Genomic DNA, 25,592 nt, shown 5'->3' on the forward strand with positions numbered 1-25,592 from the left:
GTCAGAAGGTGTTCTTCGGTGGCTGGAAATCGGCGGGCAGCGCCGTCGGGGTCAGCTCCAGCGCGAACTTCTCGTCCGAGTCGGGGCGAGTGATCTCGATGCGGGCTTTCTGGCCCCAGGCGGACATGAAGCCGGGGTGACCCAGTTCGATGGCGGGCTCTCCGTGGCTGATCTGCGTCCTGATCGCAGCCGAGTCCCCGGCCTTTTTCGGCCAGAGCGTGATTGACAGAGGCTCCTTCGTCCAGTCGGGCTCGTCGCCGGGCAGGCCGATACCTTTTAGCAGGACGGTCACGCGTTCACCATCGCGACCGACAACGCGGGCCTCGATAGTCGACTTGGAACTTCCCTGGCTGCGCTCTACCTTCAGCTGCATTTCGATGTAGCCGGCGCCGGCCGCAGCTGGCGGCGGGCTCTCCGCCGCGTAGGCCAGCGTGGAGACCGCAGTCACGCCAGCGGCCAGCAGCAGCGCGCGGCGGCGGTTCAAGGGACGAGGGCGGTTCAGCATGGCAATCCTTTCAACGAGCGGGTGTGTCGTGCCCCAGCGGCTGGCCAGTGGCGCGCCGTGGTGCGTGAGGTCATGGGCCGCAAGCAGTGCACGCGTGTAGTCGGCCAGCGCGCCGGGCCGGGCGGCGAGCACGGCGGCGTCGCAGGCCAGCTCCTGGTCGGCCCGCAGGCGGCACGCCGCCCACCAGGCCAGCGGGTTCCACCAATGCAGCGCCGTCAGCACGCAGGCGAGCAGGTTCCAGAGGTTGTCCAGCCGGTCGCGGTGAACCTGCTCGTGGGCGAGGATCAGCTCGCGTTCCGTGGGCGAGAAGCGCTGCTCGAAGTCCGCCGGCAGCGCGACGCGCGGGCGCAGCAAGCCGACGAGGGCGGGGCTGCTGCCGGCGGGTAGCTGAGCACCGAGGCGAGCCAGGCGCCGTTGTCGGCGGGCCTGGGTCGCGGCAACCAGCGCCGAGCCGGCCAGCCACAGCGCCAGCCAGACCACTGCGCGGTCAGGCGGCGGCGCGGGCAACGACGGCACCGCCACGGTTTCCGCGGTGCCCGATGCCTGCAGCACCACGCGCAGCGGCTCTTGCGCCGGCCGCGGCAGCGCCGGCGTTGCCAGCAGCGCCGGCACGATGAGCCAAGCCGCGTAGACGCTGCCGGCACCCAGGCGCTTCAGCAGCAGCGGGCGCAGCGTGGCCACCAGCACGACGCCCACGCTCAGCAGCAGCGCCTGCTGCAGCAGCACCGCCAGCAGCCGCTCACTCATGCCCCTGCTCCTTCAGCAGCGCCTTCAGCGCCTCGACGTCCTCGGGCTTGAGCTTGCGCTCCGACGCGAACTGCGCCACCAGCGGCGCCAGGTGCCCGCCGAACAGGCGGTCGATGAGAGACAGGCCGGTGTCGGCCACCCAGGCGTCCTCGGGCACGGCGGGCGCGTACAGGAAGCGGCGGCCGTCGCGCTCGGCGGTGACGGCGCCTTTCTTCAGCAGGCGGTTCAGCAGCGTCTTCACGGTGGCGAGCTGCCAGCCCTGGCGCGGGCCCAGCGTGGCGGCGATCTCGTCCGCGCCCTGCGGGGAGCGCGCCCAGAGTTCACGCATGACCTGGGCCTCGGCGTCGCTGATGGGAGGAGGCGTTTTTTTCATGATTACGTGTGTAAACGATGGCGAATGATTACGCATGTAAACGATGCTGTCAACAGGGCTTGTCACAGCCTTGCCATGACGTCGCCCTAGCTTCCCGGTTTTGCGTTGGGAGCCGCCGTGAGCTACATCGAAGACGAACTGGTGAAGCGCATTCACCGTGACCTGCAGGACGATTTCGACGAGGAGCTGGAGCTCGAACTGGAAGACCGCGAGTACGGCGTGACAGCCGGCGACGAGCCTGCTGACGCGTCGACCGAGCGCAAGCGCTACTTCCGCGAGCTGTTCCGGCTGCAGAGCGAGCTGGTGAAGCTGCAGGACTGGGTGCAGCACACGGGCCACAAGGTCGTCATCCTGTTCGAGGGCCGCGACGCGGCAGGCAAGGGCGGCGTCATCAAGCGCATCACGCAGCGTCTGAACCCGCGCGTGTGCCGCGTGGCCGCGCTGCCGGCGCCCAACGACCGCGAGCGCACGCAGTGGTACTTCCAGCGCTATGTGTCGCACCTGCCGGCGGCCGGCGAGATCGTGCTGTTCGACCGCAGTTGGTACAACCGCGCCGGCGTCGAGCGCGTCATGGGCTTCTGCACCGACGACCAGTACGAGGAGTTCTTCCGCTCCGCGCCGGAGTTCGAGCGCATGCTGGTGCGCTCGGGCATCCAGCTCATCAAGTACTGGTTCTCGATCAGCGACGACGAGCAGCGCGTGCGCTTCCTGGGCCGCATCCACGACCCGCTGAAGCAGTGGAAGTTGAGCCCCATGGACCTGGAGTCGCGCCGCCGCTGGGAGGAATACACCAAGGCCAAGGAGGTGATGCTGGAGCGCACCCACATCCCCGAGTCGCCATGGTGGGTCGTCAAGGCCGACGACAAGAAGCGCGCGCGGCTGAACTGCATCCACCACCTGCTGAGCCAGATGCCCTACGAGGAGGTGCCGCACGCCGACATCGAGCTGCCGGCCCGCGAGCGCCGCGAGGACTACATCCGCCATCCCGTGCCCGACGACATCGTCGTGCCGGAGGTCTATTGACCCCTCGCCCAGCCCGCCGCGGCCGTGGCGATGCTGGCCGTCGGGCGGGCTCTACTGGCTGTTCGTGAAGCTGTTCTGAGGGGCGCCTAGGATGGGGCCATGAAGCGGCCCCCGCTGTCCCTGATCCTCGTCGTGGCAGGCACCTGGCTGGCCTCGGCGGCCTGGCGCAGCCATGTGGCGTCCGAGGACGGCAAGGCGCTGGCGGCGCTCGTCAAGCCGGGCGACATCCGCATGATCTCGTCCGAGACCTGCCCCTACTGCCTGGCCGCGCGGCGCTGGATGGCCGAACAAGGCCTTCCCTTCCAGGAATGCTTCATCGAGCGCGATACGCAATGCCTGGCGGACTACCGGGCGCTGGGTGCCGCGGGCACGCCCACGCTGGTCGTGCGTGGCCAGCGCGTGGTCGGCTTCGACCGGGCACGGATGCTTGAAATTCTCAAATAGGCCGAGCCGAGTCGGCAACGCTGGCTCAGCAGCGCTGGCGACTCGGCTCGGCGGTGTTCTGGAAAGGCGTCATTCGCATGAAGTGATCACCTTCGCTCAGATGCGCTTGGTCGTCGTCTTGGCGGCAGCGAGCGTGGCCTGGCGCAGCAGCGTGGCTTCGCTGTGGCCGTTGATGATCACGCGCGGCAGCTGGGCCACTTCGCGCACGGCGGTGCCAGTGACGACGACGCGGGGCAGCACGGCGACTTCGCGCACGGCCTTGCCGGTGATGACGACGCGCTCCAGCTTGACGACTTCCTGCGGGGCGGCCTGGGCGGCGACGGTGGACAGGGCCAGGGCGACGGCGGCAGCAGCGGTAAACAGGGTGGTTTGCAGGCTCATGATGGACTCCGTTCGGTGGGTTTCGAGAAGCGTGATTGCTTGTTCGATGGAGTCAGTTTCGGCAACGCGGCCGGCCGCTTCCAGCCACCTGCGATCAAGCGCGAGCCGCGCTGGATGAACTGCAGGCGCGACGGATGAAACGACGGCGCGGGCCTCCGCCGGCTGACGTGAATAAGCCCGCGCGGCCCGGGCCCGAGCCGTTCCTACACTGCGGCGCTATCACCACTACACCGGCTTCGCGCCGGCATGCCGCCATGGGAGCCTGGAGCCACGAAGCCTTCGGCAACGACGACGCGCTCGACTGGGCCCAGGGCCTGGAAGACGCGGACGACCTGTCGCTCATCGAAGCAGCGCTTGCCGCCGTCGCCGACGAACCGGCGGGCGATCTGGACGCCTCGCTGGCGACCGAGGCCCTGGCCGCCATCGAGCTGCTGGCCCGACTGCGCGGGCATCCTGGCGAAGAAACCTGCCCCGAGGTCGCCGAGGACTGGATGGCGCGCACCCGGCTGGTGCCGCCCGGGCCGCTGGTGCAAAGGGCGCTCGCCGTGCTGGCGCGCATCGGCGGCGACGAATCCGAGCTGAAGGCGCTGTGGGACGACAGCGACAGCGCGGCCGACTGGCAGGCCTCGCTGGCCGAGTTGCGCCGCCGGCTGCTGGCGCCGCCCCAGCCCCTGGAGCTTCCCGCGGCGCTGGACGCGGTCGGCAAGCTGGTGCGCAGCCTGACCGATCTCGCGTTCGTCGTGCCGGACCTGCCACCGCCCGAGATGAGCCGCGGTCCGTTGGCCGCGATGGCCCGGCCCCGGCTGTTCGCCGCCATCGTGGCGGCCGAGGCGCTGGGGGACCGGGCCGGCGTGCGCGAAGGCATCACCCGGTTGTGGGGGCTGCTGTCGCCGGCCAGCGACGGCAAGATGCTGTGGGACCTGGCGGTGCGCGAAGCCAAGACCTGGGCCGCCGAGGGGCGGCTGGACGAGGCGCTGGCGGCGCTGGAAGCCTGGCGGGATAGCGCGGAGGCGATCGGCCCGGGTACGTTCGACATGCGGGCCATCGCGGTCTGCCAGGAGGCAGGCGCGTACGAGGAGGCCGAGAAGCTGCGCAAGCGCCTGATCGACGCCGGCCAGGGCGCCACGATGCAATGGCTGGACCTGGCGCTGCGCGAGGCCCGAGCCGGCTCGGCACCTGCAGCCGCGGCACTACTCGCCACGCATGCAGCGCAGTTCGACAGCCCCGCCCTGGCACCCTGGGTCGACTTCGCGCGCGGCATCCTGGCCGTGCGGGACGGGCAGGCGGCGGCTCTCGACCTGTTGACACCCTGGGTCGCCGGTCGCGTCACGCAGGCGGCGGCAGGCCCCGCGGTCTGGCCCTTCCTCGGCATCGGAGGCGGGTGGTGGGCGCTGGCGCTGCATCAGGCGGGTCGCACCGATGACGCACGGGCCGCGCTCTCGGCCATCAGGCCCCTGCTGCTGACGCCGGAGAACGCGCTGCTCGTCGACGAACTGAAGGCTGCCGGGCTGCTGGCAGCCCATGAGCAGGTGCCCGCGTTGCCACGCCCGCCATCACCCGAGTCTGAGCGGGCCGGTGTGGAGGCCGATCACGGCGTGTTCCGCACGGTCACCGTGCGCGGCGTGAACGCCCTCAAGCAGGTCGAGGCGCTGCGCCGAGCGTTCGCGCAGGGCAGCAGCCGGAACTACCCCTTCCTGATCGGTGACGCCGACGATGTTGCATCGCTGCTGGAAAGCCTGGAGCCGCCCGCCGACGGCGGCCTGGCCACGCTCGCCGCGTCGCGCGACGTGGACGCCGAGGCCTGGCTGCGTGACCGCGCGCCGATGACGCCGCGCTGGCGAGATGGCGACGCCGAGCCGTCGCGCGTCGTGCAGACCCAGTTCGACACGCTCTCCGGCCAGCTGAAGCCTCTGATGTTCATTGGCCTCGTTGAGCTGGAGAACCCCGCCGAGCTGTGTGCCCGCCTGGGCTACGGCGGCTGGAATGACTGCCCCGCGCCCGAGGTGCATGTGGCCTTGCAGCGCCGTTGGCGTGAGCGTTTCGGCGCCGAGCCGGTGGCCGTGGGCCAAGCCGTCATCGAGTTCGCCGTGACGCGGCCGCCGGATGACCGCAAGGCCGCGCTGGCGCTGGCTGCCGAACAGCAGGCCTACTGCGCCGACATCGTCGAACAGGGCGTGGGCAGCACGGCCGCGTTGGCTGCGACGCTGCTCGATGCGCCGGTCTGGTACTTCTGGTGGGATTGAAACCAGCCCCTCGCCCAGTCTTGCGCCGGCTGAACGCCGGCAAGCCCAGTCGGTCCCCCGAGGGGACGGCGATGCTCGCGGCATTGAGCCGCGAGCACATCGCCCGCAGGCCGGCTTGGGAGCGGCCCGGCGCTCGGCCTACGGTTTGGCGCGTCAGTCCAGCTGCAAACCCAGCCGCGCCAGCTCGCCGCGCCCCTGGCGCACCAGCACCGGCTCGTCGCCCTGGCTCAGGTCCAGCACGGTGGTTGGCTGGGCCGGGCAGGCGCCGGCGTCCAGCACGAACTGCAGCTGGCGGTCCAGCCGCGCGCAGACGTCGGCGGCATCGTTCATCGGCTCGGTCTCGCCGGGCGGGATCAGCGTCGTCGACAACAGCGGCTCGCCGAATAGCGCCAGCAGGTCCTGCGTGACGCGGTGGTCCGGCACGCGCAGGCCGATGGTGCGGCGGCTGGGGTGGGACAGCCGGCGCGGCACTTCCTTCGTCGCCGGCAGGATGAAGGTGTAGGCACCCGGTGTGGCGAGCTTGAGCAGCCGGTACTGGCGGTTGTCGACCATCGCGTAGGTGGCCAGCTCCGACAGGTCGCGGCACAGCAGCGTCAGGTGGTGCTTGTCGTCGACGCCGCGCACCCGGCGCAGTGCCTCGGCCGCGGCCTTGTCGTCCAGCCGGCAGACGAAGGCGTAGCTGGAATCCGTCGGGATCGCGCCGACGCCGCCCGCCTGCAGCATCTGCGCGGCCTGGCGCAGGAAGCGCGGCTGGGGGTTGTCGGGGTGGACTTCGAAGAGCTGGGCCACGCAGCAATGCTACAGCGCGATCGCGTCGGGCTTGGTGTCGACGGAATTTACATGGTTGCAACGTTAGCAAGCGGCGCCTTGGTGTCGCAGTCGATCTGCCTCCTATGACGGAGCGCCGCGGGAGGCGTTGATGGCCTGGAACTTGCCTGCGTGTCGCGACGGTGGTGATCAACCGGGAGTCGACATGAAATTCCTGCTCGTCCTGAGTGCCCGGGCTGCAGCCTGCGCAGCTCTGATGTTGCCGATGGCCTCGGCCCAGGCCGGTGTGGTCTACGGCCTAGACCCCACGGGCCTGACCGGCTCCATCCTGCGCTGGGACGCGGCCTCCCACGTCATTGATGGCAACGAGCGCTCGCTGGAAGGCGGCCTGAGCTATTCGTTGTCGGGAGGCTCCTTCGAGGCTTTCCGCGACAGCTTCACCTGGTCCGGCGCGTTGCCGAGCGTGGCGGCCTTCACCCAGACGGTCCAGGACGCGTTCGCGGCATGGACGTCGGTGGACCCCGTGACTCACCTGGGTACGTCCCTGAGTTTCGTGGCCGACCTGGGCACGGCCGTGCAGGGTGTGGCCGGCGGCGGGCTCGACACCAACGGCGCCGATATCGACCTGATCGCAACGAACGACGCCTACTTTTGGGACCCGGGCAACAGCCGCCACCAGGCCGAGACGTATGTCGGTTCCAGCGGCCAGCCGGTGACGCTGACATCGGGCGTGGCGAACTACGCCAATTCGAGCGCCATTTCGGGCGTCGACATGTACATCAACAGCAACCCTGAGGCGGCCTACACACTGGACGTGTTCCGGCGCCTGCTGACGCATGAGATCGGCCACGCGCTCGGCGTTGGCGACGCCGAGGCGGAAATCGAACCCGGCAACTTCATCGACGACAACTTCAGCGCCGCCGACCCGGGCGGCACGCTGAACAACTCGTGGGCGCTGCTGGTCAACCCCCTCGATCCCTCCGGCTCGGTCGGCCTGCATCGCTACGACATCGGTGCCGGCACGACCCAGCTTCCGGACGTCAACCTGCTGATGGAGTCGAACGGCCTGGGCATCAGTGCGGAGAATCCGCTCACCAACCTCGTGCCTCTGGGCAACGACGAGTACGGGACGCGCCAGTTCCTCTACCCGCAACTGCTGGCCGTCAACAACGTGCCGGAGCCGGGCTCGCTGGTCCTTGTCGGCGGTGCACTGGCTGTCCTTTGGGCCGCCACCCGGCGCCGCCGCCAGGGCTGAACGGTTCTCAGCCGGCGACGCCGGCGTGATGCACGCGTTCCTGCAGCGCCTGCCAGACCGGCGTGAGCCGGTTGGCCAGCGGCGGCAGCGCGCCGAGGTCGATGCGGCTTTCCTCGGGGCAGTGGAAGTCCGACCCGCGTGACGCCAGCAGGCCGAACTCGATGGCCGTGTCGGCGTACTGCTGGAATTCCGCCGCCGTGTGGCTGCCGGTGACGACCTCGATGCCGCGCCCGCCGTGGCCGATGAACTCGGTGATGAGGGCGTATTCCTCGGTCGGCGTGAAGCCGTAGCGGCCCGGGTGGGCGATGACGGCAATGCCGCCAGCGCGGGTGATCCAGCCCACCGCGTCCTTCAGCGCCGCCCACTTGTGCGGCACGAAGCCGGGCTTGCCCTCGGTCAGGAAGCGGCGGAACACCTCCGGCACGTCGGCGCAGTGGCCCGCGTCGACGAGGAAGCGGGCGAAGTGGGTGCGCGAGATCAGGTCGGGGTTGCCCACGTACTGCAGCGCCCCCTCGAAGGCGCCGGGGATGCCGGCCTTGGCCAGGCTGGCGGCCATCTCGCGGGCGCGCGGCTCGCGGCCGCCGCGCGTGGCCTTGAGCCCGTCGATCAGCTCCTGCGCCTCATGATCGAAGCCCAGGCCCACGATGTGCACCACGCGCCCGGCGAAGCTGACCGAGATCTCGGTGCCGGTGAGGTAGGGCAGGCCGATGGCCGCGGCCGCCGCGATGGCGCGCGCCTGGCCACCGATCTCGTCATGGTCGGTCAGCGACCACAGCTGCACCCCCCCGGCCTTGGCGCGCTCGGCCAGGGCTTCGGGCGTCAGCGTGCCGTCCGAGACGACGGAATGGCAGTGCAGGTCGGCGTTGAGGGCGGCATCGAGGTTCACAGCCCCGATTTTGGCAGGCCGGCCAAGCCGGCCCTGGCGCCAGGGTTACAGGCGGAACGCGTTCACCGTGCTGTCCATGTTCTCGGCCTGGCTGCGCAGGCTGGCGGCCGACGCGGCGGCCTGCTCGACGAGGGCGGCGTTCTGCTGTGTCATCGCGTCGATGGCCTGCACGGCTTCGCCGACCTCGGTGGCTTGCGCGGCCTCAGCACGGGTCTGCTCGGCCATCGCGTGGATGAGGCCGGCCATCTCCTGCACCTTGCCGTGGATGGCGCGCACGGCATTGCCGGCCTGCGCCGCCTGGGCCGTGCCGGTTTCCACGCGCTCCACCGACTGCTGGATCAGCGTCTTGATCTCGCGCGCCGCCGTGGCGCTGCGCTGAGCGAGGCTGCGCACCTCGGCGGCGACGACGGCGAAGCCGCGGCCCTGGTCGCCGGCCCGCGCGGCCTCGACGGCGGCGTTGAGCGCGAGGATGTTGGTCTGGAAGGCGATGCCGTCGATGAGGCCGGTGATGTCGGCGATGCGCTGGCTGGCGTCGGCGATGCCCTGCATGGTGCCGACGACCTCGTCGACGACGTGGCCCCCGCGAGCGGCGACGTCGGCCGCGGAGCCGGCCATCCCCTCGGCGTCGACGGCAGCCTGGCTGCTGTGGTGCACGGCGGCCGTCAGCAGCTGCACGTGGGAGGCGGTCTGCTCCAGGCGGGCGGCGGCCTGCTCGGTGCGCAGAGCGAGGTCGTGGTTGCCCGCGGCGATCTCGCCGGCCGCGTTGCGGATGCCGCCGGCATCGGCATGGATGCGTTCCACCAGCCCGCGCAGCCGCTGCTGCATGTGGCCCAGCGCCACCAGCACGCGGCCCAGTTCGTCGTGCCGCCCCTGGGGCACGGGCTGGCTGAGGTCGCCTGCGGCGATGCGCTCGGTCACCTCCACCATCTGGCGTACCGGCAGCAGCAACTGGCGAATGGCGCGCACCATCACCCACAGCATGGCGGCCAGGGCCAGCGGCAGCAGCGCCATCAGCGCGTTGCGGCGGTGGGCGGCGCGCTCGGCGCGGGCCGACAGGCCGGCATCCAGCGTCTCCATCACCTGGGCGCTCAGCTGGGCCTGCAGCTCGCCGGCCTTCGTGAGGTGGGCCGCCAGTTGGTCCAGCGGGTAGTTCACGTCCTTGGCGGCAGCGTCCAGCGTCTTGTCGACCTGCTCGCGCTGGGCCGTCAGGCTCTGCAGCAGCGGTTCCAGCCGCTGGTTCAGTTCGGCGTCGCGGGCCTGCAGTGCCAGGTGCAGGCGCTGCTGCATCAGCGCCACCTGCTCGCCGTAGCGTGTGTGGGCGGCGGAGATGCGGGCCAGGTCGTCCACCGCGGCGGCGCTGGCCAGCGCGGCGAGTTCAGACAGTGCGTCCTGCACGCGCGGCGCGGCCTGCAGGCCGGCGTCGATGGCGAAGTGCGACGCCGCCTCGGCATCCAGCAGCAGGCCCGTGCCGGCGTTCAGCTCGGCCAGCGCCTCGAAGGCTTCGTTGGCCAGCGCGGCCTGTGCGTCGAGCAGGCGGGGCACGTCCAGCGGCCCCTGCGCGATGCCGCGGGCCAGCTCGGCCTCATGGCCGCGCAACGCGGCGGCGCGCTCGCGCTGCGTCGCGGCGAGGGCCGGCGGCAGGCCGTCGCCGAGCGTGCCGTCCAGCGCCTTCAGCGCGGCCTGCACGGCCTCGGTGGCGGCGACGGCCTGGGGCTTGCGGTCGGGCTGGGTGGACAGCGCCTGCGCAGCGAGGCCGCGCTGCGCCTGCAACCGCGCCAGGACCGCCTGCCAGGCGCGGTTGGCGGGCAGGGCGCGGTGCTGCAGCGCGGCGGTGTCGAGCTGGCCGGCGTAGCCGCGCAGCAGCAGCGCGCCGGGCAGCGCGCCGAGCATCAGGGACAGGCAGGCGACCAGGGCGAGCCGCGTCCGCAGGCTCCAGTGTTCTGTAGCTTTGAGGAAGTTCATGGCGATGTAGGGAGCGGCCGCGTCGTTGCGGCACGTCAAAGGGCAGGGCGACCGCCACGTTGCGGCGCCCGGGATGGAGGTCAGGCCGCCAGCAGGGCCCGCTGGGGCGTGCGACGGTCGACGAAGAAGCGGCTGCCGCCGGCGCGGCCCTTGGCCACGCGCTTGGGCTCGGCCAGCGCCGCGCTGAGGGCGCGCGCGCCGTCGAAGCTGCCCGGCAGGTGCAGCACGGCACCGGCGGAGAAGGTGGGCAGCGGATGGAAGCTGGGCTGGTTCTGACGATTCAGCGTCACGTATCCGCCGGCGGCCAGGTGCTCGGGCGAGAAAAAGCTGCGCACGCCGGTGTCGAACGCCGAGCAGATCCGTTGCAGCCGCGCCTCCCAGTCGGGGCTGGTCAGCGCCATGACGAAGTCGTCGCCGCCGATGTGGCCGACGAAGTCCACCTGAGGGTCGGCGGCGTGCGTCAGCACGCGGGCGGCGAGGCGGATGATGTCGTCGCCGACGCGGTAGCCGTAGACGTCGTTGAAGGGTTTGAAGTGGTCGATGTCCCACACGACCGCGGCGAAGGTCTCGCCGGCCTCGATGAGGCGGTCCAGGTGGTTGTCGATGGGCACGTTGCCGGGCAGCAGCGTCAGCGGGTTGGCGTAGCGCGCGGCGTGCACCTGCAGGTCGGACACGGCCTTGAGGAGGTCGGAGCTGCGGCCGGCGCCGAAGTAGGCACCGTCGCGCGTGACGATGAAGCCGTCGATGAGCAGGCGCTCGTCGAGGTTGGACATCGCATCGCTCATCGCGCGCAGCGGCGTGGCGACGTCGAACACCAGCGGGCTCTTGTCCATCAGCTCGACGCAGCTGCGCTTGTCGAAGATGTCCATGAAGTAGCGCTCGGTGCTGCGCTTGAGCACGTGCAGCGAGCGCAGCACGCCGATGGGGCGCTGCTGGTCGTCCAGCACCGGGATGGCCAGCAGCTGCTCGTCGCCGTGGAAGAGGTCCACGATGCTGCGGCAGTTGGTGGCGGCCGTGACGGTGAGGCCGCGGCGTGCCAGCTGTGCGGCGCTGGTGATGGTGCCCTGGCTGACCGGCAGCGCGAGGTCGTTCTGCAGCAGCCGCGGCTGGGCGTCGGCTGCCAGCCGACCGCTCCACTGTGCGCTCAGGCTCGTGCGCGGCGTGGCGCTGGGGCGGGCGAACAGGTAGCCCTGGCAGATGGTCACGCCCAGACGGCGCAGCACGTCCAGGTCGGGCTCCTGCTCCAGGCCTTCGGCGACGACCTCGCAGCCGCTGGTGGCGGCCATCTCGACGATGGAGCGCACGAACTGCTGCTTCAGCGGCTCCTGCGCGATGCCGTCGATGAAGTGGCGGTCGATCTTGACGAAGTCGGGCCGCATCTCCATCCAGCGGCGCAGGGACGCGAAGCCTTCGCCGAGGTCGTCCAGCGCGACGCGGAATCCCCGCTCGCGCAGCGCCTGCAGCGCGTCGTCCAGCTGGGCCAGGTCCTCGACCGGGCGGGTCTCGGTCAGCTCGATGACGACGCGCGACGTCGGCAGGCCCAGTTCGGCCAGTTCGGCGGCCAGCAGGCCTGCATGCTCGCGGGCGCCCATCAGCGTGTCGGCCGTGACGTTGAGGAACAGCTGGCCGGGCAGGCCCAGCGCCTTGAAGCGCTCGATGGCGCGCTGGACGATCAGGTGTTCCAGCTCGACGAGCCGGCCCAGGCGGGCGGCGGTCTCGAACAGGACCAGGGGCGAATGCAGGGGACCATCGGCGGGGGCACGGGTCAGGGCTTCGAAGCCGTAGATCTCGGCGCGGTCGATGGCGACCAGGGGCTGGAAATGAATGTCAAAACTGAGCTGCTCGATCAGTCGATCGAGAGCCTCGGCAAGGGGATCGGGCGCGGGAACGCGCATGGGGGGCTCCGGGTCGCCAAGCCCGCCCGAGACATCCGGGTTGGCTGGCGAGCGGCATTCTTGAAACCCCTTGTGACATTCCGGTGACGCCGCCCCCGCGAGCGCGGGGGCTTGCCAACTCCGTCACATCCGGGCGGAGCGACGGGCAGCCCCTAGCCGGCCCGTGTCCCCGTGGGGACCGTCCAAGGTACGCCTTGGACGAGGGGCTTCAGGCACTGGCCTCGATCACGTATTGCACGCGTTGCTGGCCTTGCCATTCGTCCAGCGAGAGCCGGTAGGCCAGCGTGACGTGCTCGGGCAGCATCTCGATGTGGTTGAACCAGATGCCGTCGATGAGCTTGCCGGCCTGACGCAGCCGCAGCTTGAGGTGCTTCTCGCCGACGAGCCGCTGCGAGACCAGCTCGAAGCGGTCGCAGAACACCGGCGCCTCGAAGCCCTGGCCCCAGACCTGGGCGTCCAGCAGCCGCGCCGTCTCGGGCGTGGCGGCGTCGGCCGGCAGCGCGCCGTCGTGGCGCAGCGTGCGGGTCAGGTCTTGCTCGTTGAGCCATTCCTCGGCCACGCGCGCGAGCGCCAGCGCGAAGCGGTTGATGTCGTCGACTGCCAGCGTCGCGCCGGCTGCCATGGCGTGGCCGCCGAACTTGGCCAGCAGGTCGGGCTCGCGCTTGCTGACGAGGTCCAGCGCGTCGCGCAAGTGAAAGCCCGGGATGGAGCGGCCCGAACCCTTCAGGTGGCCGTCGGCACCGCGGGCGAAGACGAAGGTGGGGCGGTGCACGCGGTCCTTGATGCGCGACGCGACGATGCCGACGACGCCCTCATGGAAGTCGGCGTCGAACAGCGCGACGGCCGGTGGCAGCGCGCCCTGCAGCGCGTCGATGAGCCCGTCCAGCCGGGCCTCGGCCATCTCGCGCATGCCGCTCTCGATCTCGCGGCGCTCGCGGTTGATGGTGTCGAGCTGCGTGGCGAGTTCCAGCGCCCGCTCGGCGTCGTCGGTCGTCAGCGCCTCGATGCCCAGCGTCATGTCGGACAGGCGACCGGCCGCGTTGATGCGGGGCCCAAGCGCGAAGCCGAGGTCGAAGCCCTGGGCCTTGCTCGCGTCACGCTTGGCCGCGCTGAAGAGCGCCATGACGCCCGGCTGCGCGCGGCCGGCACGCATGCGCTTGAGGCCCTGCGCGACGAGGCGGCGGTTGTTGGCGTCCAGCTTGACGACGTCGGCCACCGTGCCCAGCGCGACGAGGTCCAGCAGGCCGTCCAGCCGCGGTTCGGGCTGGGGCAGGGCGCCCCGTGAACGCAGCTCGGCGCGCAGGCCCAGCAGCACGTAGAAGGCCACGCCGACGCCGGCCAGCGACTTGCTCGCGAACGTGCAGCCGGGCTGGTTGGGGTTGACGATTGCCGAGGCCTCGGGGACGACGAGGGCGCCGTCGACCAGGGCGGGCAGGTGGTGGTCCGTCACCAGCACCTTGAGCCCCTGGGCGCGGGCGTGGGCCACGCCGGCGAGGCTGGCGATGCCGTTGTCCACCGTGACGAGCAGGTCGGGTTGCTGCTCCAGCGCCAGGTCGACGATGGTGGGTGTGAGGCCGTAGCCGTGCACGGCGCGATCGGGCACGACGTAGCCGACCTGGCCGGGCCGGGCGCCCAGCAGGCCCAGCCCGCGCAGCATGACGGCGCAGGCGGTGGCACCGTCGCAGTCGTAGTCGGCCACGATGACGATGCGCTCGCCGTGCTGCAACGCATCGGCCAGCAGCCGCGACGCGTCGGCCATGCCCTTGAGGCCGGCGGGTGGCAGCAGCTGGTTCAGGTTCTCGTCCAGCTCCGCCGCCTCGCGCACGCCGCGCGCGGCCAGCAGGCGGGCCAGCAGTGGGGCGACGCCGGCCTGCTCCAGCGCCCAGGCGGTGCGCGGGTTCACTTCGCGTTCTATCAACCGTGGGGAGTTCATAGCGCCTCCAGCACGGCCGTCGCCTCCGGCGCCCTAAATCGGCGCTTGAGCTTCTCGACCAGCGACAGCGGCTGCGCCGTGAACCGGCGCGCGAAGCGTTCGCCGGCCAGCGTCAGGCTGGTCAGCTCCCTGGCCAGCGGGCCGGCGTCCAGCCGTTGCCAGGCTTCGGCCCAGGCGGCGAGGTCGCCGTTCAGCAGCGGCTCGGTCAGGCGGGCGTCGATGGTCACGTCGGACTTGCCGCCGTTGCTGCGGCCGATGTCGCCGATCCACACCGAGTTGATCGCATGCTCGCCGCGGGCCTCGCGCTCCACGTTCAAGGCGTGGCCGTGCATCAGCATCTGCGCCTCGTTCTGCCAGCGGCGCAGCGTCCTGGCTTCGGGCAGCCAGGGTTCGATGGGCCGGCCGGCGGCGCGCTCGAAGCTGGCGGCCTGCAGCCCGTCCAGTGCCGTCGCGTGGCCGATGGCCCAGCGCGTCGCGTCAAGCAGCCGCCACTGCCAGCCTTCGGACTCGGGCCACAGTTCGTGCAGCAGCGCGGCGAAGCGGGCCGCGTCGGATTCAGAAAGGTTGAGCGCCGCCGGCGGCAGCACGTCGACGCCGTCGGTGCCGACGGCCAGATGCACCGGCGTCATCAATGCCCAGCTCAACTCAGGCCCGGCGTCCACAGCCCAGGCTGCGGCGCTGGGCTCGGCCTGGCCGCGCAGCGCGGCCAGCGCCAGATGGTGCGGTGGCTGGGGCGAGAACTCGTCGCTGCCCCAGGTCTCGGCGGGGCTGAGGCGGGCCAGTTGCGCGCTCAGGTTGGGCAGGGCCAGGCTGGCAAAGGCATGCCGAGCGGCCTCGTCCAGCGCGCTGGCATGGGGAATCATCAGGTGCATGGGGGCGGATTATCGGAACCCCGGGAAGGCGCCTCTGTGAGGCCCTCCCTAGACCTTCCATATGGCTGTCATAAAGCGTTCATACACTTTTCATCATGACCGCCCCCTTTCCGCCGACTCCGCTGAAACTGCTCAACCGCGAACAGGCCATCCTCGAGTTCAACCGCCGCGTGCTGGCCCAGGCCCAGCGCGAGGACGTGCCGCTGCTGGAGCGGCTGCGCTACGTCTGCATCGTGTCGAGCAACCTCGACGAGTTCTTCGAAGTGCGCTTCGCCGACATGCTGGAGGCCGCGCGCGATCCGCTCAGCACCGTGACCGGCCAGGACGTGGACCGCGTCGGCCGTGCCGCGCACACGCTGATCGACGAGCAGTACCACGTCTTCAACGAACAGCTGACGCCGCTGCTGCACAAGCAGCGCATCGTCATCCTCAACCACGCCGACCGCGACGAGCCGCAGCGCGCCTGGGTGGGCAAGTTCTTCGAGCGCGAGGTCAAGCCGCTGCTGGTGCCCGTGGGCCTGGACCCGGCGCACCCGTTCCCGCAGGTGGCCAACAAGTCGCTGCACTTCATCGCGCGGCTGTCGGGCAAGGACGCCTTCGGCCGCGACAACCGCATCGCCATCGTCAAGGTGCCGCGCGTGCTGCCGCGCGTCATCAAGCTGCCGGCCAACCTCAGCGACGGCCGCCAGGCCTTCGTGCTGCTGACCAGCGTCATCCGCGCGCACCTGGAAGAACTCTTCCCCGGCCGCAAGGTCGAGGCGTTCTCGCAGTTCCGCGTCACGCGCGACTCCGACCTGGAAGTGGACGAGGAGGAGATCGCCAACCTGCGCCACGCGCTGCGCTCGGGGCTGACGACGCGCCATTTCGGCCGCGCGGTGCGGCTGGAGGTGGTCAACACCTGCCCGGCCGAACTGTCGGAGTTTCTGCTGGAGCAGTTCGGCCTGCCCAACGCGGCGCTGTACCGCGTCAACGGCCCGGTCAACCTCGTGCGCCTGAACGAGCTCATCGACCAGACCGACGCGCCGGGCCTGCGCTTCAAACCCTTCGAGCCGGCCTGGCCAACCGGGCGGCTGCCGCGGCACAAGTCCATCTTCGACAAGCTGAAGAAGAGCGATGTGCTGCTGCACCACCCCTTCGAGAGCTTCGACCCGGTCGTGCAGATGCTGCGCGAGGCCGTCGCCGACCCCGACGTGCTGGCCATCAAGCAGACCATCTACCGCACCGGCGCCAAGTCGGAGCTGATGGACCTGCTCATCGAGGCGGCCCGGCGCGGCAAGGAGGTCATGGCCGTCGTGGAGCTGAAGGCGCGCTTCGACGAGGAGGCCAACATCAACTGGGCCGAGCGGCTGGAGGCTGTCGGCGCGCAGGTGGTGTACGGCATCGTCGGCTACAAGACGCACGCCAAGCTGCTGCTGATCACGCGCCGCGAGGGCACCAAGCTGCGCCGCTACGCCCACATCTCGACCGGCAACTACAACCCCAAGACGGCGCGGCTGTACACCGACCTCGGCCTGCTGACCGCCGACGGCGACCTGACCGCCGACGCGGACTCGGTGTTCCGCCAGCTCGCGTCGCTGGGCAAGTTCAAGGCGCCGCGGCGCATGCTGCTGGCGCCGTTCAACATGCACAGCCGCATGATCGAGCTGCTGGGCCAGGTGGAGGCTGCGGCCCGCGCCGGCTACAAGGCCGCCCGTATCGTCGTGAAGATCAACGCGCTGACCGACGCCGAACTCATCCACGGCCTGCTGCGCGCGGCGCAGGCCGGCGCCAAGGTGGACCTCATCGTGCGCGGCGCCTGCATGCTGCCGCCGGGCCTGCCGGGCGTCAGCGAGAACATCGTCGTGCGCTCGGTCGTCGGCCGCTTCCTGGAGCATTCGCGCATTTGCTACTTCCGCTGGGCCGAGGGTGATGACGGCGAGGCGCTGTTCCTGTCCAGCGCCGACTGGATGAGCCGCAACATGTTCCGCCGCATCGAGGTCGCTTGGCCGGTGATCGACGCCAGGCTGCGCCAGCGCGTCATCGACGAGGCGCTGCTGCCCTATCTGCACGACACGCTGGACGCCTGGCAGCTGGGCCCGGACGGCCGCTCCGTGCGCATCAGCGACAGCGGCATCAGCGCACAGCAGGCGCTGATGCGCCGCTACAGCGACGGTGGAGGAGACTGACGCGATGGATCTGATCCTGTGGCGCCACGCCGAAGCCGAGGTCATCGCCCCCGGCCAGGATGACCTGCAGCGCGCGCTGACGCCCAAGGGCGAGCGCCAGGCGCGGCGCATGGCGGCGTGGCTGAACCACCGGCTGGCCGCGACGACGCGCGTGCTCGTCAGCCCCGCTCTGCGCTGCCGCCAGACGGCCGACGCGCTGGGACGCGAGATGCGCATCGCGCCGACGCTGGCGCCGGACGCGCCGATCACGGCGCTCGTCGAGGCCTCGCGCTGGCCCAAGTCCAGCGAGCCGGTGCTGATCTGCGGTCACCAGCCGACGCTGGGCCTGCTGGCGGCGCATCTGCTGGCGGGCGTGGATCAGGAATGGGCCGTCAAGAAGGGCGCGGTCTGGTGGCTGCGCTGGCGCCAGCGCGACGGCGAGCCCGAGGTCACGCTGCACGCGGTGCAGGGGCCGGACGCGCTCTGACGCGGCCAACAGACCCGGCCCGCGATGCCGGGCCGGCCGCCCATGGGCAGTGGTTCAGAACCAGCGGTTGGCCGCGTTGCGCTGTTCCTGCTCCTGCTGCAACAGGTGGTGCTGCAGCGAGTTCCCGGGCATGAGCAGCTCATGCGAGGCCGCCGCCGGCAGGATGGTCGCGGGCTCGGCCAGCAGTGGCGTGGACGCGGGCTGAAGCAGGTCGCCGAGGCTGGGTAGGTCAGCATGGCTGGTGGTGGCGGTCGTCGCGGCGGTTGATGCTGCATGGCCGAACCAGACGTCGTCCAGCTCGCTGCGGCTGCCGTCGCTGCGGGTGTAGCCGGCCTGCAGGCCGATGAGGTTGCCGTTCTGCGTGGTCGAGCTGCTGGTGGCGCTCAGGTCCAGCTCGACGATGCCCAACTGGGCCAGGCTGAGCAGTTGCCCGCCCGAGCCGTTGGTGGCGTCCACCCAGACCTTGAGGTGGCTGAACTCGGTGTCCGCGGCGGTGAGCTTGCCGTCGTGGTTGCTGTCGAGGTCGGCCAGCGCCTGGAAGCCGTTGCTGGCCAGATGGCCGTTGGACAGCTTGGTGGCGGTGCCGAAGAGTTCGCTGCCGTCGTCGATGCGGCCGTTGCCGTTGCGGTCCAGCGCCAGCACGCCGGTGCCGGCGCCGGCCCAGCCGATCTGGCTCGCCTGGCCGGTGGCGTTGATGTCGAAGTTCAGGCCATGGGCCGCATCCACCGTGTGCACGCCCAGGCCGGTCAGGTCCAGCACCAGCGGGGAGGCCGCGGTCAGCGCCGAGCGCTGCGCCGGCGTCATGCCTTCGAGCTGGGTGCCGGTGAAGCCGGCAACGTGGTTCATGTCGATGGTCGACAGCTCTGTCGGGCTCATCGCGGCGATCTGGGCCGCCGTGAGCGCGGCGATGTTGGTCAGCGGCGAGGCGTTCAGCTGGTCGCCGGTGAGCGCCGCCACCGCCGGCGTGGCGATGGCGCCGATCTGCTGCGGGTCGAGCTGGCTGAACTGCGTGGGCGACAGCGCCTCGATCTGGCTGGCGCTGAGGGCCGCCACCTGTGAGGGCGTCATGGCCTGGAGCTGCAGCGCCTGCAGCGCGGCGACGTGGGCGGTGCCGAGCGCGGCGATCTCGGCGCCGCTCAGGCTGCTGATCTGGGCGGTGCTGAATGCCGCCACCTGCTCGGCCGTGAACTCGCTGAACTGGGTCGTCGTCATGACGTGCAGCGCGCCCGGATTGAGGCCCGACACGGCGGCGGCCGAGACGGCACCCAGCTGATCGGCCGACAGCGACAGCACTTGCGACACGCTCAGGCCACCCAGCTGGTCGGCACTCAGCGCCGCCATGTGCTGGGTGCCCAGCGCCGCGACCTCCGGCAACGTGAGGCTGCCGACCTGCGTGGCGGTGAGCTCGGCGACCTGGTCGGGGCGCAACTCAGCAAACTGACTTGCAGACATCGCATGCAGCACGTTGGTGCCGATGCCGGGAATGGCCGAGGCGGACAGCGCGCCGACCTGTGCGGGAGACAGCGACAGAAACTGCGGGACCGTCAAGCCGCTGAGCTGATCGCTGCTCAGCGCCGCGATCACGCTGGTGGACAGCAGGCTCAGATGGGCGGGCGTGATCGCGCCGAGCTGGCTGGCGCTGAGGCTGGCGAACTGGTCGGGGCTCAGGGCCTGCAGCTGGTCGTTGCTCATGACCACCAGCTGCGTGCCGGTCAGCCCGGGCATGTGGGCCACGTCGATGAGGGCGAGCTCCGTGGGGCTCATGGCGCTGATCTGCTGCTGCGTCAGCGCCGAGATGTTGGCCAGCGGCGAGGCGTTGAGCTGGTCGCCGCTGAGCGAGGCCACCACCGCCGGGCTGAGGGCGGCGATCTGCTGCCCGCTGAGCTGGCCGAAGTGGGCGGGTGACAGGGCCGCCACCTGGGTCACCGTCAGCCCGGAGACCTGGGCGGTCGTCAGCGCCTGGATCTGCTGCGGCTGCAGCGCGGCGATGTGCTGGGTCTGCAGCGTGGCCACCTCGGCGGCGGTGAGGGCGCTGATCTGCGAGGGGCTCAGCGCGGCGACCTGGTCGGGGCGGAGCTGGCTGAACTGGTCCACCGACATCCCGTGCAGGGCGGTCGGGTTGATGCCGTCGATGGCCGCGGGCTGCACGGCCGCGAGCTGGGCCGGCGTCAGCGACAGCAGCTGCGCCACCGTGAGGCCGTAGAGCTGGTCACCGTTGAGTGCGGCGATGACGGCGGTGCTCAGGCCGCTGAGGTGGTAGGGCGTGATGGCGGCGACCTGGTCGGGGCTCAGGCTGGCGAACTGGTCCGGGCTCAGCGCCGCGAGCTGCGCGCCGTTGAGGCTGCCCATGGCCTGGTCGCTGAAGGCCGCCAGCTGCTGGGGCTGGAGCACGGCCAGTTGGGCCCCGGTGAGCGCCTGCAGCTGGGCGCTGGTCATGTGCGCGATCTGGTCGGCGTTCAGCGCGCGCAGCGCCTGCGGCGTCAGCGCCTGAACTTGCGTGGGGTCCAGCATCGAGATCTGTGCGTCGGTCAGCGCGGCGACCTGGCCCGACGTGAAGGCCTGGAAGCTGGTGTACGCGATGGCATGCAGGGCCGCGGTGGACATGCCGGCCAGGCTGTCGGGCAGCAGGGCCTGCAGCTGCTGGGTGCTCAGCAGCACGGTCTGGCTGCTGTCCAGGGCGTGCACCTGCGTCGCCGACAGGGCGGCCAGCGCATCGGTGGTCATCAGCTTCAGGTCGGCCGCCGGCAGCGTGGCGATCTGGGCGGTGCCCAGGGCGGAGAACTGGGTGTCATGCAACGCCTGGAACTGCGTCGTCGTCAGGGCGTGCACGGCGGCCGCGGACAGCGAGCCGACCTGGGTCAGCGTCATCGCGGCCAGCTCGGCCGTGCTCAGGCCCGGCGCCTGGGCGGCCGTGAGCGCTGCGATCTGGTCCGTGCCCAGGTTGGGCAGCGGCGTGGCCGTCAGCATCGCCAGGGCATCGCTGCTCAGTGCCGCGAAGACGCCGCTGTTGAACGCGGTTGCCCCCGCGGTGCCCAGCAGGCTGAGCTGGTCGGTCGTCAATGCCGCAACGGCGGTGCCCGACAGTGCGTTCAACTGGGCGGTGCTGAGGCTTTGCAGCTGGTCGTTGGTCAGCCCGTTGAGCTGGGTGCCGCTGAGCCCCTGCACCTGCGCGCTGACCAGGCCGGCCAGCTGGGCCGTGCCGAGCTGTTCGAGCTGCAAGACGCTCATGGCCGCCACGGCGGCGGAGCTGAGTGCGCCGATCTGGTCGCTGGAGAGCGCATGCAGGTCAGCGCTGGTGAACTGCTGCAGCTGGCTGGCCGTCAGCCCGGCGACCTGTCCCGTGCCGAGCGCGGGAATGACGGCGCTGAGCGCCGGCCATTGCGTCGCGGTGATGGCGGAGAGCTGGTGGCTCGTGAAGGCCTGGAACTGGTCGGTGCTGAACTCCAGCAGCTGTGCCGACCCCAGGCTTTGCAGCGCACCCAGCGGCAGCGCCTTCAGCTGGGTGTCGCTGAAGGCATGCATCTGCGTGCTGCCCAGCCCTTGCAGCGCCCCGGCGCTGAGGTTGGCCAGCTGCGCGGTGCCCAGGGCGGCCAGCTGGTCGGCGCCCAGGCCATTGATCTGCGTGCTGGTCAGCACCGACATTGCGCCGGAGGCCAGCGCGGCGACCTGGGACAGGCTGAGCGCATGCAGCTGCGTGCTGCTCAGGCCGGCGAGCTGGGTGCCATTCCAGGTGGCGACCTGGGTCGTCGACAGGGCCGCCAACTGGGCCACCGTCGTCGAGGTGATCTCGGCCCGCGTGAGCGCGCGCATGTCGGCCGTGCCGAGCGCCTGCAGCTGGGCCGCGCCCAGTGCCGTCCATTGCTGGGTGGTCATCGCGGCGATGAAGCCGGGGTCGAGGCTGCCGACCTGGTCCGTCGTCAGCGCCATGACCTGGGTGGTGCTCAGGCCGGGCGCCTGGCGGCTGCCGAGCTCCGACCATTGCATGTTGGTCAGGCTGGCCAGGCCGGCCGTTCCCAGGCCCCGCACCTGGGCCGAGGTCATGCCGGCGAGCTGGGTGGCGGTGAGGCTGTGCAGCTCGTCGGGGGTGAGGCTGTTGAACTGGGCCGAGCTGAGGGTGGAGATGGCGGCGGCGCTGAGCGAGGTGAAGGCATCGCTGCTCAGCGCCTGCAGCTGGGCCGAGGTCAGCACATGCACGGCCTGCGTCCCCATGGCCTGGAGCTGGTCGACGCTGAGCTGCGAGACCTGGGTCGGCGTGAGCGCGGCCGCGTTGACGGCGGACAGCGACTGAAGCGCCGATGTGCTCAGGGCGGCGATCTGCTCGGGCAGCAGGGCCTGCATCTGGTGGGTGCCGAGGTTGTTGACCTGCGTGCCGCTGAAGGCCGCGAGCTGGTCGTCGCGCAGGCCTTGCAGCGCGCCGTCGCCCAGCGCATGCAGCTGGGACGCCGTGAAGGCCTGCAGCTGTGCGCTCGTGAGCGCCGACAGCTGCGAGCCGGTCAGGCTGCTGACGAGGGCGTTGGACAGCCCCGCGATGGCGGAGGGGCTGAGCGCGGCCAACTGCTCGGCCGACAGCGCCTGCATCTGCTGCGCGGTCATGCCGTTGGTCTGCCGGCCGGTCAGCGCGGCCACCTGGTCGGTGCCCAGGGCCGCCACGGCGCTCGGGCTGAGGCGGCCGAACTGGCTGGCGGTCAGGGCCGCCAGCTCGGTCTCGTTGAACGCCGCCAGCGTGCTCGGGCTCAGCACGGCCATCTGCGCCAGCGGCAGCGCAGCCACATTGGCCGCGCCCAGTGCGGCGATCTGGTCGGCCGACATCGCGCCCAGCTGCACGGCCGAGAGGTTGGCCGCGGCGATGCTGGTCAGCGATTGGATCTGCTCGGGCCTCAGGGCCTGCACCTGGTCGGCGGTCATTGCCATCACGGCCGCGGCACCGAGGCCGTGGATGGCGGACTTGCTGAGGGCGCCAATCTGGTCCGGGCTCAGCAGCGCGATGGACTGGGCGTTGAATGCGCCGGTCTGGGTGCTGGTCAGCGCGGCGAGCTGGTCGATCGTGAGCGATGAGAAGGCGCTGCTGGAAAGCGCGTGCAACTGGGCGCCGCTCAGCGCGGCGATCTGGGCCGTGCCCATCATCTGCACGTCGGCCCCGCTGAGCGCGGCGATCTGGCGGTTGTTCAGCGCCTGCAGCGCGCCGGCCCCGATGAAGCGGAACTGGTCCGGCGTCAACGCCGCCAGTTGCGCCGTGGACGCGCCGATGAACTGCTTGGCGGTGAGTGCCGCCAGCTGGTCGGCGTGCAGCGTGGCGACTTCGGTGGCCGACAGTTGCGCGAACTGGGCGCTGCCCATGGCGGCGATCTGTGCGCTGCCCAGGGCCTGGATGGCTTCGGCATCCAGCGCGGCCATCTGTGCCGGCGTCATCGCCGCGATCTGGGCGGCGCTGAAGGCGGCCACCTGCTGGGGCGTGAGCGACAGCAAGGCCGCGGTGGACAGGCCGCGGATCGCGCTGACGCTGATGGCATGCAGCTGGTCGATGTTCAGCGCATCCAGCTGGTCGGGCGTGAGCGCCGAGGCGGCCACGCTGCTCAGACCGCCCAGCGCGGCCGAACTCAGCGAGCCGAGCTGGCTGCCGTCCAGCAACTGCATCTGGTGCGAGGTCAGCCCGCTGAGCTGGGTGGCGCTCAGGTGGCTCAGCTCGTCGGCGTTCAGCGACTGGAAGGCGCTGTCGGAGAGGCCACGGATCTGGGCGCTGCCCAGCGCCTGGAACTGGTCGGCGGTCAGGGCCTGGAAGTCGGCCGCGCTCAGGCCCGCCATCTGGGCGCTGCTCAGCGCATGCAGCGCCGCGGTGGACAGCGAGGCGATCGCGTCGACGCTGAAGCTGGCGATCTGGGCGCTGCTCAGGCCGAGCATCTGGCGGCCGCCGAGGGCGGCCAGCTGGACGTCCACCAGGCCGCCGAGGGCGCTGGCGCTGAAGGCGGCCACCTGGGCGCTGGTCAGGCCGGCGAGCTGGCTGGGCGTCAAGGCGTCGGCCACGGTGGCGGTGAGGGCGCCGATCTGCGCCGTGCTCAGGCTGATCAGCTGCACGGTACTCAGGGCCTGGACCTGCTCGGCGTCGAGCAGATTGAGCTGGCTGGCCTTGAGCGCGTGCAGCGCCTGGGTGCTGACGGCGGCCCACTGCGTGGGCGTCAGCGAGGTGACCTGGTCGTCGCGCAGCGTGGGCGCGAGCGCCGCGCTCAGCCCGCGCAGGGCAGCCGTGCCGATGGCGGCGATCTGGTCATCGGACAGCACCTGCAGCTGGCGGCTGTTGAGCGCGTTGAGCTGGGTTGACGTGAGGGCACCGAGCTGGTCCGCTGTCAGCGCGGCCACGCTGGCGTCCGACAGCCCGCGCATCTGGTTGGTCGTCAGCCCGAGCAGCTGCGTCGGGTCCAGCGAGGCGATCTGCTCCGTGCTGAACGCGGCGAGCTGGGCATTGCTCAGGCCGCGCAGGCCCTGGCTGCTGAAGGCGTTGACCTGCTCGTCGCTCAGCGAGGCCAGGGCGCTGGTGCTCAGCCCCGGCGTCTGCGCCGAGCCGAGGCTGGCGAGCTGGGCGTCGCTGAGCGCGTCCACCGCGGTCAGGTTCAGCCGCGAGAGCTGGTTGGCCGTGAAGGCATGCACCTGCGCCGTCGTGAGGGCCTGCATGTCATCACTGGTGAGCGAGGCAACCTGGGCCGTGCTCAGCGAAGCGATCTGCTGCGTCGTCAGCGCCTGCAGCTGCTCATAGGCGAACGCCTGCAGCTGCTGCGTGGACAGGGAAGGCAGCGCGGCCGTGGTGATGGCCGAGAGCTGCGCGCCGCTCAGGACCTCGATCTGGTCGGTGCTGAGCCCGGCCAGGGCGCTGCCGGTCAGCCCGCCCAGGGCCTGGCTGCCGAGGGCCTGGAGCTGGTCGGAGCCCAGGGCCGCGACCTGGCCGCTGTGCAGGCCCACGGTCTGGGTGCTGACGAGGCTGCCGGCCTGGTCGCCGCCCAGCGCGTTGAGTTGTGCCGAAGTCAGGGCGCCGAGCTGGGTCGATGTCAGTGCCACGAGCTGATCGCTGCCGAGGGCGGCGATCGTCGGTGTCGAAATGGCGGCGACCTGGGCGGTCTGCAGCGCGTGCACCTGGCCCGCGGTGAGTGTCGCCAGCTCGCCGGCGCCCAGGCTGCCGATCTGGTCGGTGCTCATGGCCGCGAGGGCGGCTGTGGCGATGGCCTGGGTCTGGGTGAGGCTCAGCGTGTCGAAGACATCATTGGACAGCGCCGGGGCCTGCCGGCTCGTGAGTGCGTGCAGGCCCAGCGTGGGCAGGGCGGCCAGCTGGTCGGGCTGAAGTGCCGAGAACTGGCTTGCCGACAGCAGCGGCAACGCGTGCGCGCTCAGGCCCGCAATGCCTGCCAGGCTGAGGCTGGACACCTGGGCCGGGGTGATGATGCCCCAGCCGCCGATGGAGATGGCGGCGACCTGGGCGCTGGTCAGCGCGGCCATCTGATCGGCGCTGAATGCCTGCCAGTCGCCCGCCGTCAGCCCCGCGATGGTGGCGGCGCTGAGCTGGGAAATCTGGTCGGGAGTCAGGCTGGCGATGTCGGTCATGAGCGTTCCATGCAGGAAGCGCTAAAGACCGGCCTCGACTGCCCGATAAGCCTATGAGGCGGGCTGTGCCGGGAAAGCCGGAAAAGA

General features: G+C 71.0%; 16 protein-coding genes. 6 read left to right on the forward strand and 10 right to left on the reverse strand.

The genetic code is table 11. The features are described from left to right. Nucleotide 1: 1 nt before the first annotated feature. Together ACG04R_RS09735 and ACG04R_RS09740 are read right to left on the reverse strand one after the other, a co-directional pair. Nucleotides 2–1,252, reverse strand: coding sequence for a M56 family metallopeptidase (locus ACG04R_RS09735; RefSeq protein WP_394408846.1), 1,251 nt, complete (start codon nt 1,250–1,252; stop codon nt 2–4). Further along, a complete protein-coding gene (locus ACG04R_RS09740) occupies nt 1,245–1,625 on the reverse strand; it encodes a BlaI/MecI/CopY family transcriptional regulator (protein ID WP_394408849.1) in 381 nt (126 codons plus the stop codon). The genes ACG04R_RS09735 and ACG04R_RS09740 overlap by 8 nt, the downstream gene beginning before the upstream one ends. Before the next feature lie 117 nt (nt 1,626–1,742). On the opposite strand from ACG04R_RS09740, the gene ppk2 reads away from it, so the two are divergent. Then, nucleotides 1,743–2,648 carry a polyphosphate kinase 2 gene (ppk2, locus tag ACG04R_RS09745; RefSeq protein WP_394408852.1) on the forward strand — a complete coding sequence of 302 codons (906 nt, stop codon included), beginning with the start codon at nt 1,743–1,745 and terminating at the stop codon, nt 2,646–2,648. A 99-nt stretch (nt 2,649–2,747) separates the two neighbouring features. After that, the gene (locus ACG04R_RS09750) at nt 2,748–3,092 is read left to right on the forward strand and encodes a glutaredoxin family protein (protein ID WP_394408855.1); all 345 of its coding nucleotides are present in this window, start codon (nt 2,748–2,750) and stop codon (nt 3,090–3,092) included. 96 nt (nt 3,093–3,188) lie between these two features. Here the strand turns inward: ACG04R_RS09750 and ACG04R_RS09755 are convergent, their stop codons facing one another. Beyond that, the gene (locus ACG04R_RS09755; RefSeq protein ID WP_394408858.1) at nt 3,189–3,473 is read right to left on the reverse strand and encodes a hypothetical protein; all 285 of its coding nucleotides are present in this window, start codon (nt 3,471–3,473) and stop codon (nt 3,189–3,191) included. 254 nt (nt 3,474–3,727) lie between these two features. On the opposite strand from ACG04R_RS09755, the gene ACG04R_RS09760 reads away from it, so the two are divergent. Then, entirely contained in the window at nt 3,728–5,716 is a 1,989-nt protein-coding gene (locus tag ACG04R_RS09760; RefSeq protein WP_394408861.1) for a DUF4253 domain-containing protein, read from the forward strand. 153 nt (nt 5,717–5,869) lie between these two features. Here ACG04R_RS09760 and ACG04R_RS09765 read toward each other — a convergent pair whose 3' ends face one another. Further along, the gene (locus ACG04R_RS09765; RefSeq protein ID WP_394408864.1) at nt 5,870–6,505 is read right to left on the reverse strand and encodes an L-threonylcarbamoyladenylate synthase; all 636 of its coding nucleotides are present in this window, start codon (nt 6,503–6,505) and stop codon (nt 5,870–5,872) included. A gap of 184 nt (nt 6,506–6,689) precedes the next feature. Between ACG04R_RS09765 and ACG04R_RS09770 the strand changes: the two genes are divergently transcribed. Then, complete coding sequence (locus ACG04R_RS09770) at nt 6,690–7,739, forward strand: PEP-CTERM sorting domain-containing protein (protein ID WP_394408867.1); 1,050 nt, start codon at nt 6,690–6,692, stop codon at nt 7,737–7,739. A 7-nt stretch (nt 7,740–7,746) separates the two neighbouring features. Here ACG04R_RS09770 and ACG04R_RS09775 read toward each other — a convergent pair whose 3' ends face one another. The 5 genes from ACG04R_RS09775 to ACG04R_RS09795 all read right to left on the reverse strand — a co-directional run bounded on the left by ACG04R_RS09775 (nt 7,747) and on the right by ACG04R_RS09795 (nt 15,287). Next, entirely contained in the window at nt 7,747–8,625 is an 879-nt protein-coding gene (locus ACG04R_RS09775) for a 3',5'-nucleoside bisphosphate phosphatase (protein WP_394408870.1), read from the reverse strand. 45 nt (nt 8,626–8,670) lie between these two features. Continuing rightward, nucleotides 8,671–10,587 carry a methyl-accepting chemotaxis protein gene (locus tag ACG04R_RS09780; protein ID WP_394408874.1) on the reverse strand — a complete coding sequence of 639 codons (1,917 nt, stop codon included), beginning with the start codon at nt 10,585–10,587 and terminating at the stop codon, nt 8,671–8,673. A gap of 80 nt (nt 10,588–10,667) precedes the next feature. Then, nucleotides 10,668–12,482 (reverse strand): bifunctional diguanylate cyclase/phosphodiesterase, encoded by a 1,815-nt coding sequence (locus tag ACG04R_RS09785; RefSeq protein ID WP_394408877.1) that lies wholly within the window; start codon nt 12,480–12,482, stop codon nt 10,668–10,670. Between the two features lie 208 nt (nt 12,483–12,690). Continuing rightward, entirely contained in the window at nt 12,691–14,415 is a 1,725-nt protein-coding gene (gene recJ / locus ACG04R_RS09790; RefSeq protein WP_394408880.1) for a single-stranded-DNA-specific exonuclease RecJ, read from the reverse strand. After that, nucleotides 14,412–15,287: a hypothetical protein gene (locus ACG04R_RS09795; protein WP_394408883.1), complete on the reverse strand. Its 876-nt coding sequence runs from the start codon at nt 15,285–15,287 to the stop codon at nt 14,412–14,414. The genes recJ and ACG04R_RS09795 overlap by 4 nt, the downstream gene beginning before the upstream one ends. 95 nt (nt 15,288–15,382) lie before the next feature. Here ACG04R_RS09795 and ppk1 point away from each other — a divergent pair, with 95 nt between their 5' ends. Continuing rightward, nucleotides 15,383–17,452 carry a polyphosphate kinase 1 gene (gene ppk1 / locus ACG04R_RS09800; RefSeq protein WP_394408886.1) on the forward strand — a complete coding sequence of 690 codons (2,070 nt, stop codon included), beginning with the start codon at nt 15,383–15,385 and terminating at the stop codon, nt 17,450–17,452. Between the two features lie 4 nt (nt 17,453–17,456). Further along, nucleotides 17,457–17,918 carry a SixA phosphatase family protein gene (locus tag ACG04R_RS09805; RefSeq protein WP_394408889.1) on the forward strand — a complete coding sequence of 154 codons (462 nt, stop codon included), beginning with the start codon at nt 17,457–17,459 and terminating at the stop codon, nt 17,916–17,918. 54 nt (nt 17,919–17,972) lie between these two features. Here the strand turns inward: ACG04R_RS09805 and ACG04R_RS09810 are convergent, their stop codons facing one another. After that, the gene (locus ACG04R_RS09810; protein ID WP_394408892.1) at nt 17,973–25,505 is read right to left on the reverse strand and encodes a hypothetical protein; all 7,533 of its coding nucleotides are present in this window, start codon (nt 25,503–25,505) and stop codon (nt 17,973–17,975) included. Nucleotides 25,506–25,592: the final 87 nt, after the last annotated feature.

The sequence above is a fragment of the Pelomonas candidula genome (assembly GCF_043555985.1).
Lineage (GTDB): Bacteria > Pseudomonadota > Gammaproteobacteria > Burkholderiales > Burkholderiaceae_C > Pelomonas > Pelomonas candidula.

Bases quoted from the DNA above. Each gene is read 5' to 3' on its own strand.
- ACG04R_RS09735 (WP_394408846.1), bottom strand. From the start codon at position 1,252: ATGAGTGAGCGGCTGCTGGCGGTGCTGCTGCAGCAGGCGCTGCTGCTG.
- ACG04R_RS09740 (WP_394408849.1), bottom strand. From the start codon at position 1,625: ATGAAAAAAACGCCTCCTCCCATCAGCGACGCCGAGGCCCAGGTCATG.
- ACG04R_RS09750 (WP_394408855.1), top strand. From the start codon at position 2,748: ATGAAGCGGCCCCCGCTGTCCCTGATCCTCGTCGTGGCAGGCACCTGG.
- ACG04R_RS09755 (WP_394408858.1), bottom strand. From the start codon at position 3,473: ATGAGCCTGCAAACCACCCTGTTTACCGCTGCTGCCGCCGTCGCCCTG.
- ACG04R_RS09760 (WP_394408861.1), top strand. From the start codon at position 3,728: ATGGGAGCCTGGAGCCACGAAGCCTTCGGCAACGACGACGCGCTCGAC.
- ACG04R_RS09770 (WP_394408867.1), top strand. From the start codon at position 6,690: ATGAAATTCCTGCTCGTCCTGAGTGCCCGGGCTGCAGCCTGCGCAGCT.
- ACG04R_RS09780 (WP_394408874.1), bottom strand. From the start codon at position 10,587: ATGAACTTCCTCAAAGCTACAGAACACTGGAGCCTGCGGACGCGGCTC.
- ACG04R_RS09785 (WP_394408877.1), bottom strand. From the start codon at position 12,482: ATGCGCGTTCCCGCGCCCGATCCCCTTGCCGAGGCTCTCGATCGACTG.
- recJ (WP_394408880.1), bottom strand. From the start codon at position 14,415: ATGAACTCCCCACGGTTGATAGAACGCGAAGTGAACCCGCGCACCGCC.
- ACG04R_RS09795 (WP_394408883.1), bottom strand. From the start codon at position 15,287: ATGCACCTGATGATTCCCCATGCCAGCGCGCTGGACGAGGCCGCTCGG.
- ppk1 (WP_394408886.1), top strand. From the start codon at position 15,383: ATGACCGCCCCCTTTCCGCCGACTCCGCTGAAACTGCTCAACCGCGAA.
- ACG04R_RS09805 (WP_394408889.1), top strand. From the start codon at position 17,457: ATGGATCTGATCCTGTGGCGCCACGCCGAAGCCGAGGTCATCGCCCCC.
- ACG04R_RS09810 (WP_394408892.1), bottom strand. From the start codon at position 25,505: ATGACCGACATCGCCAGCCTGACTCCCGACCAGATTTCCCAGCTCAGC.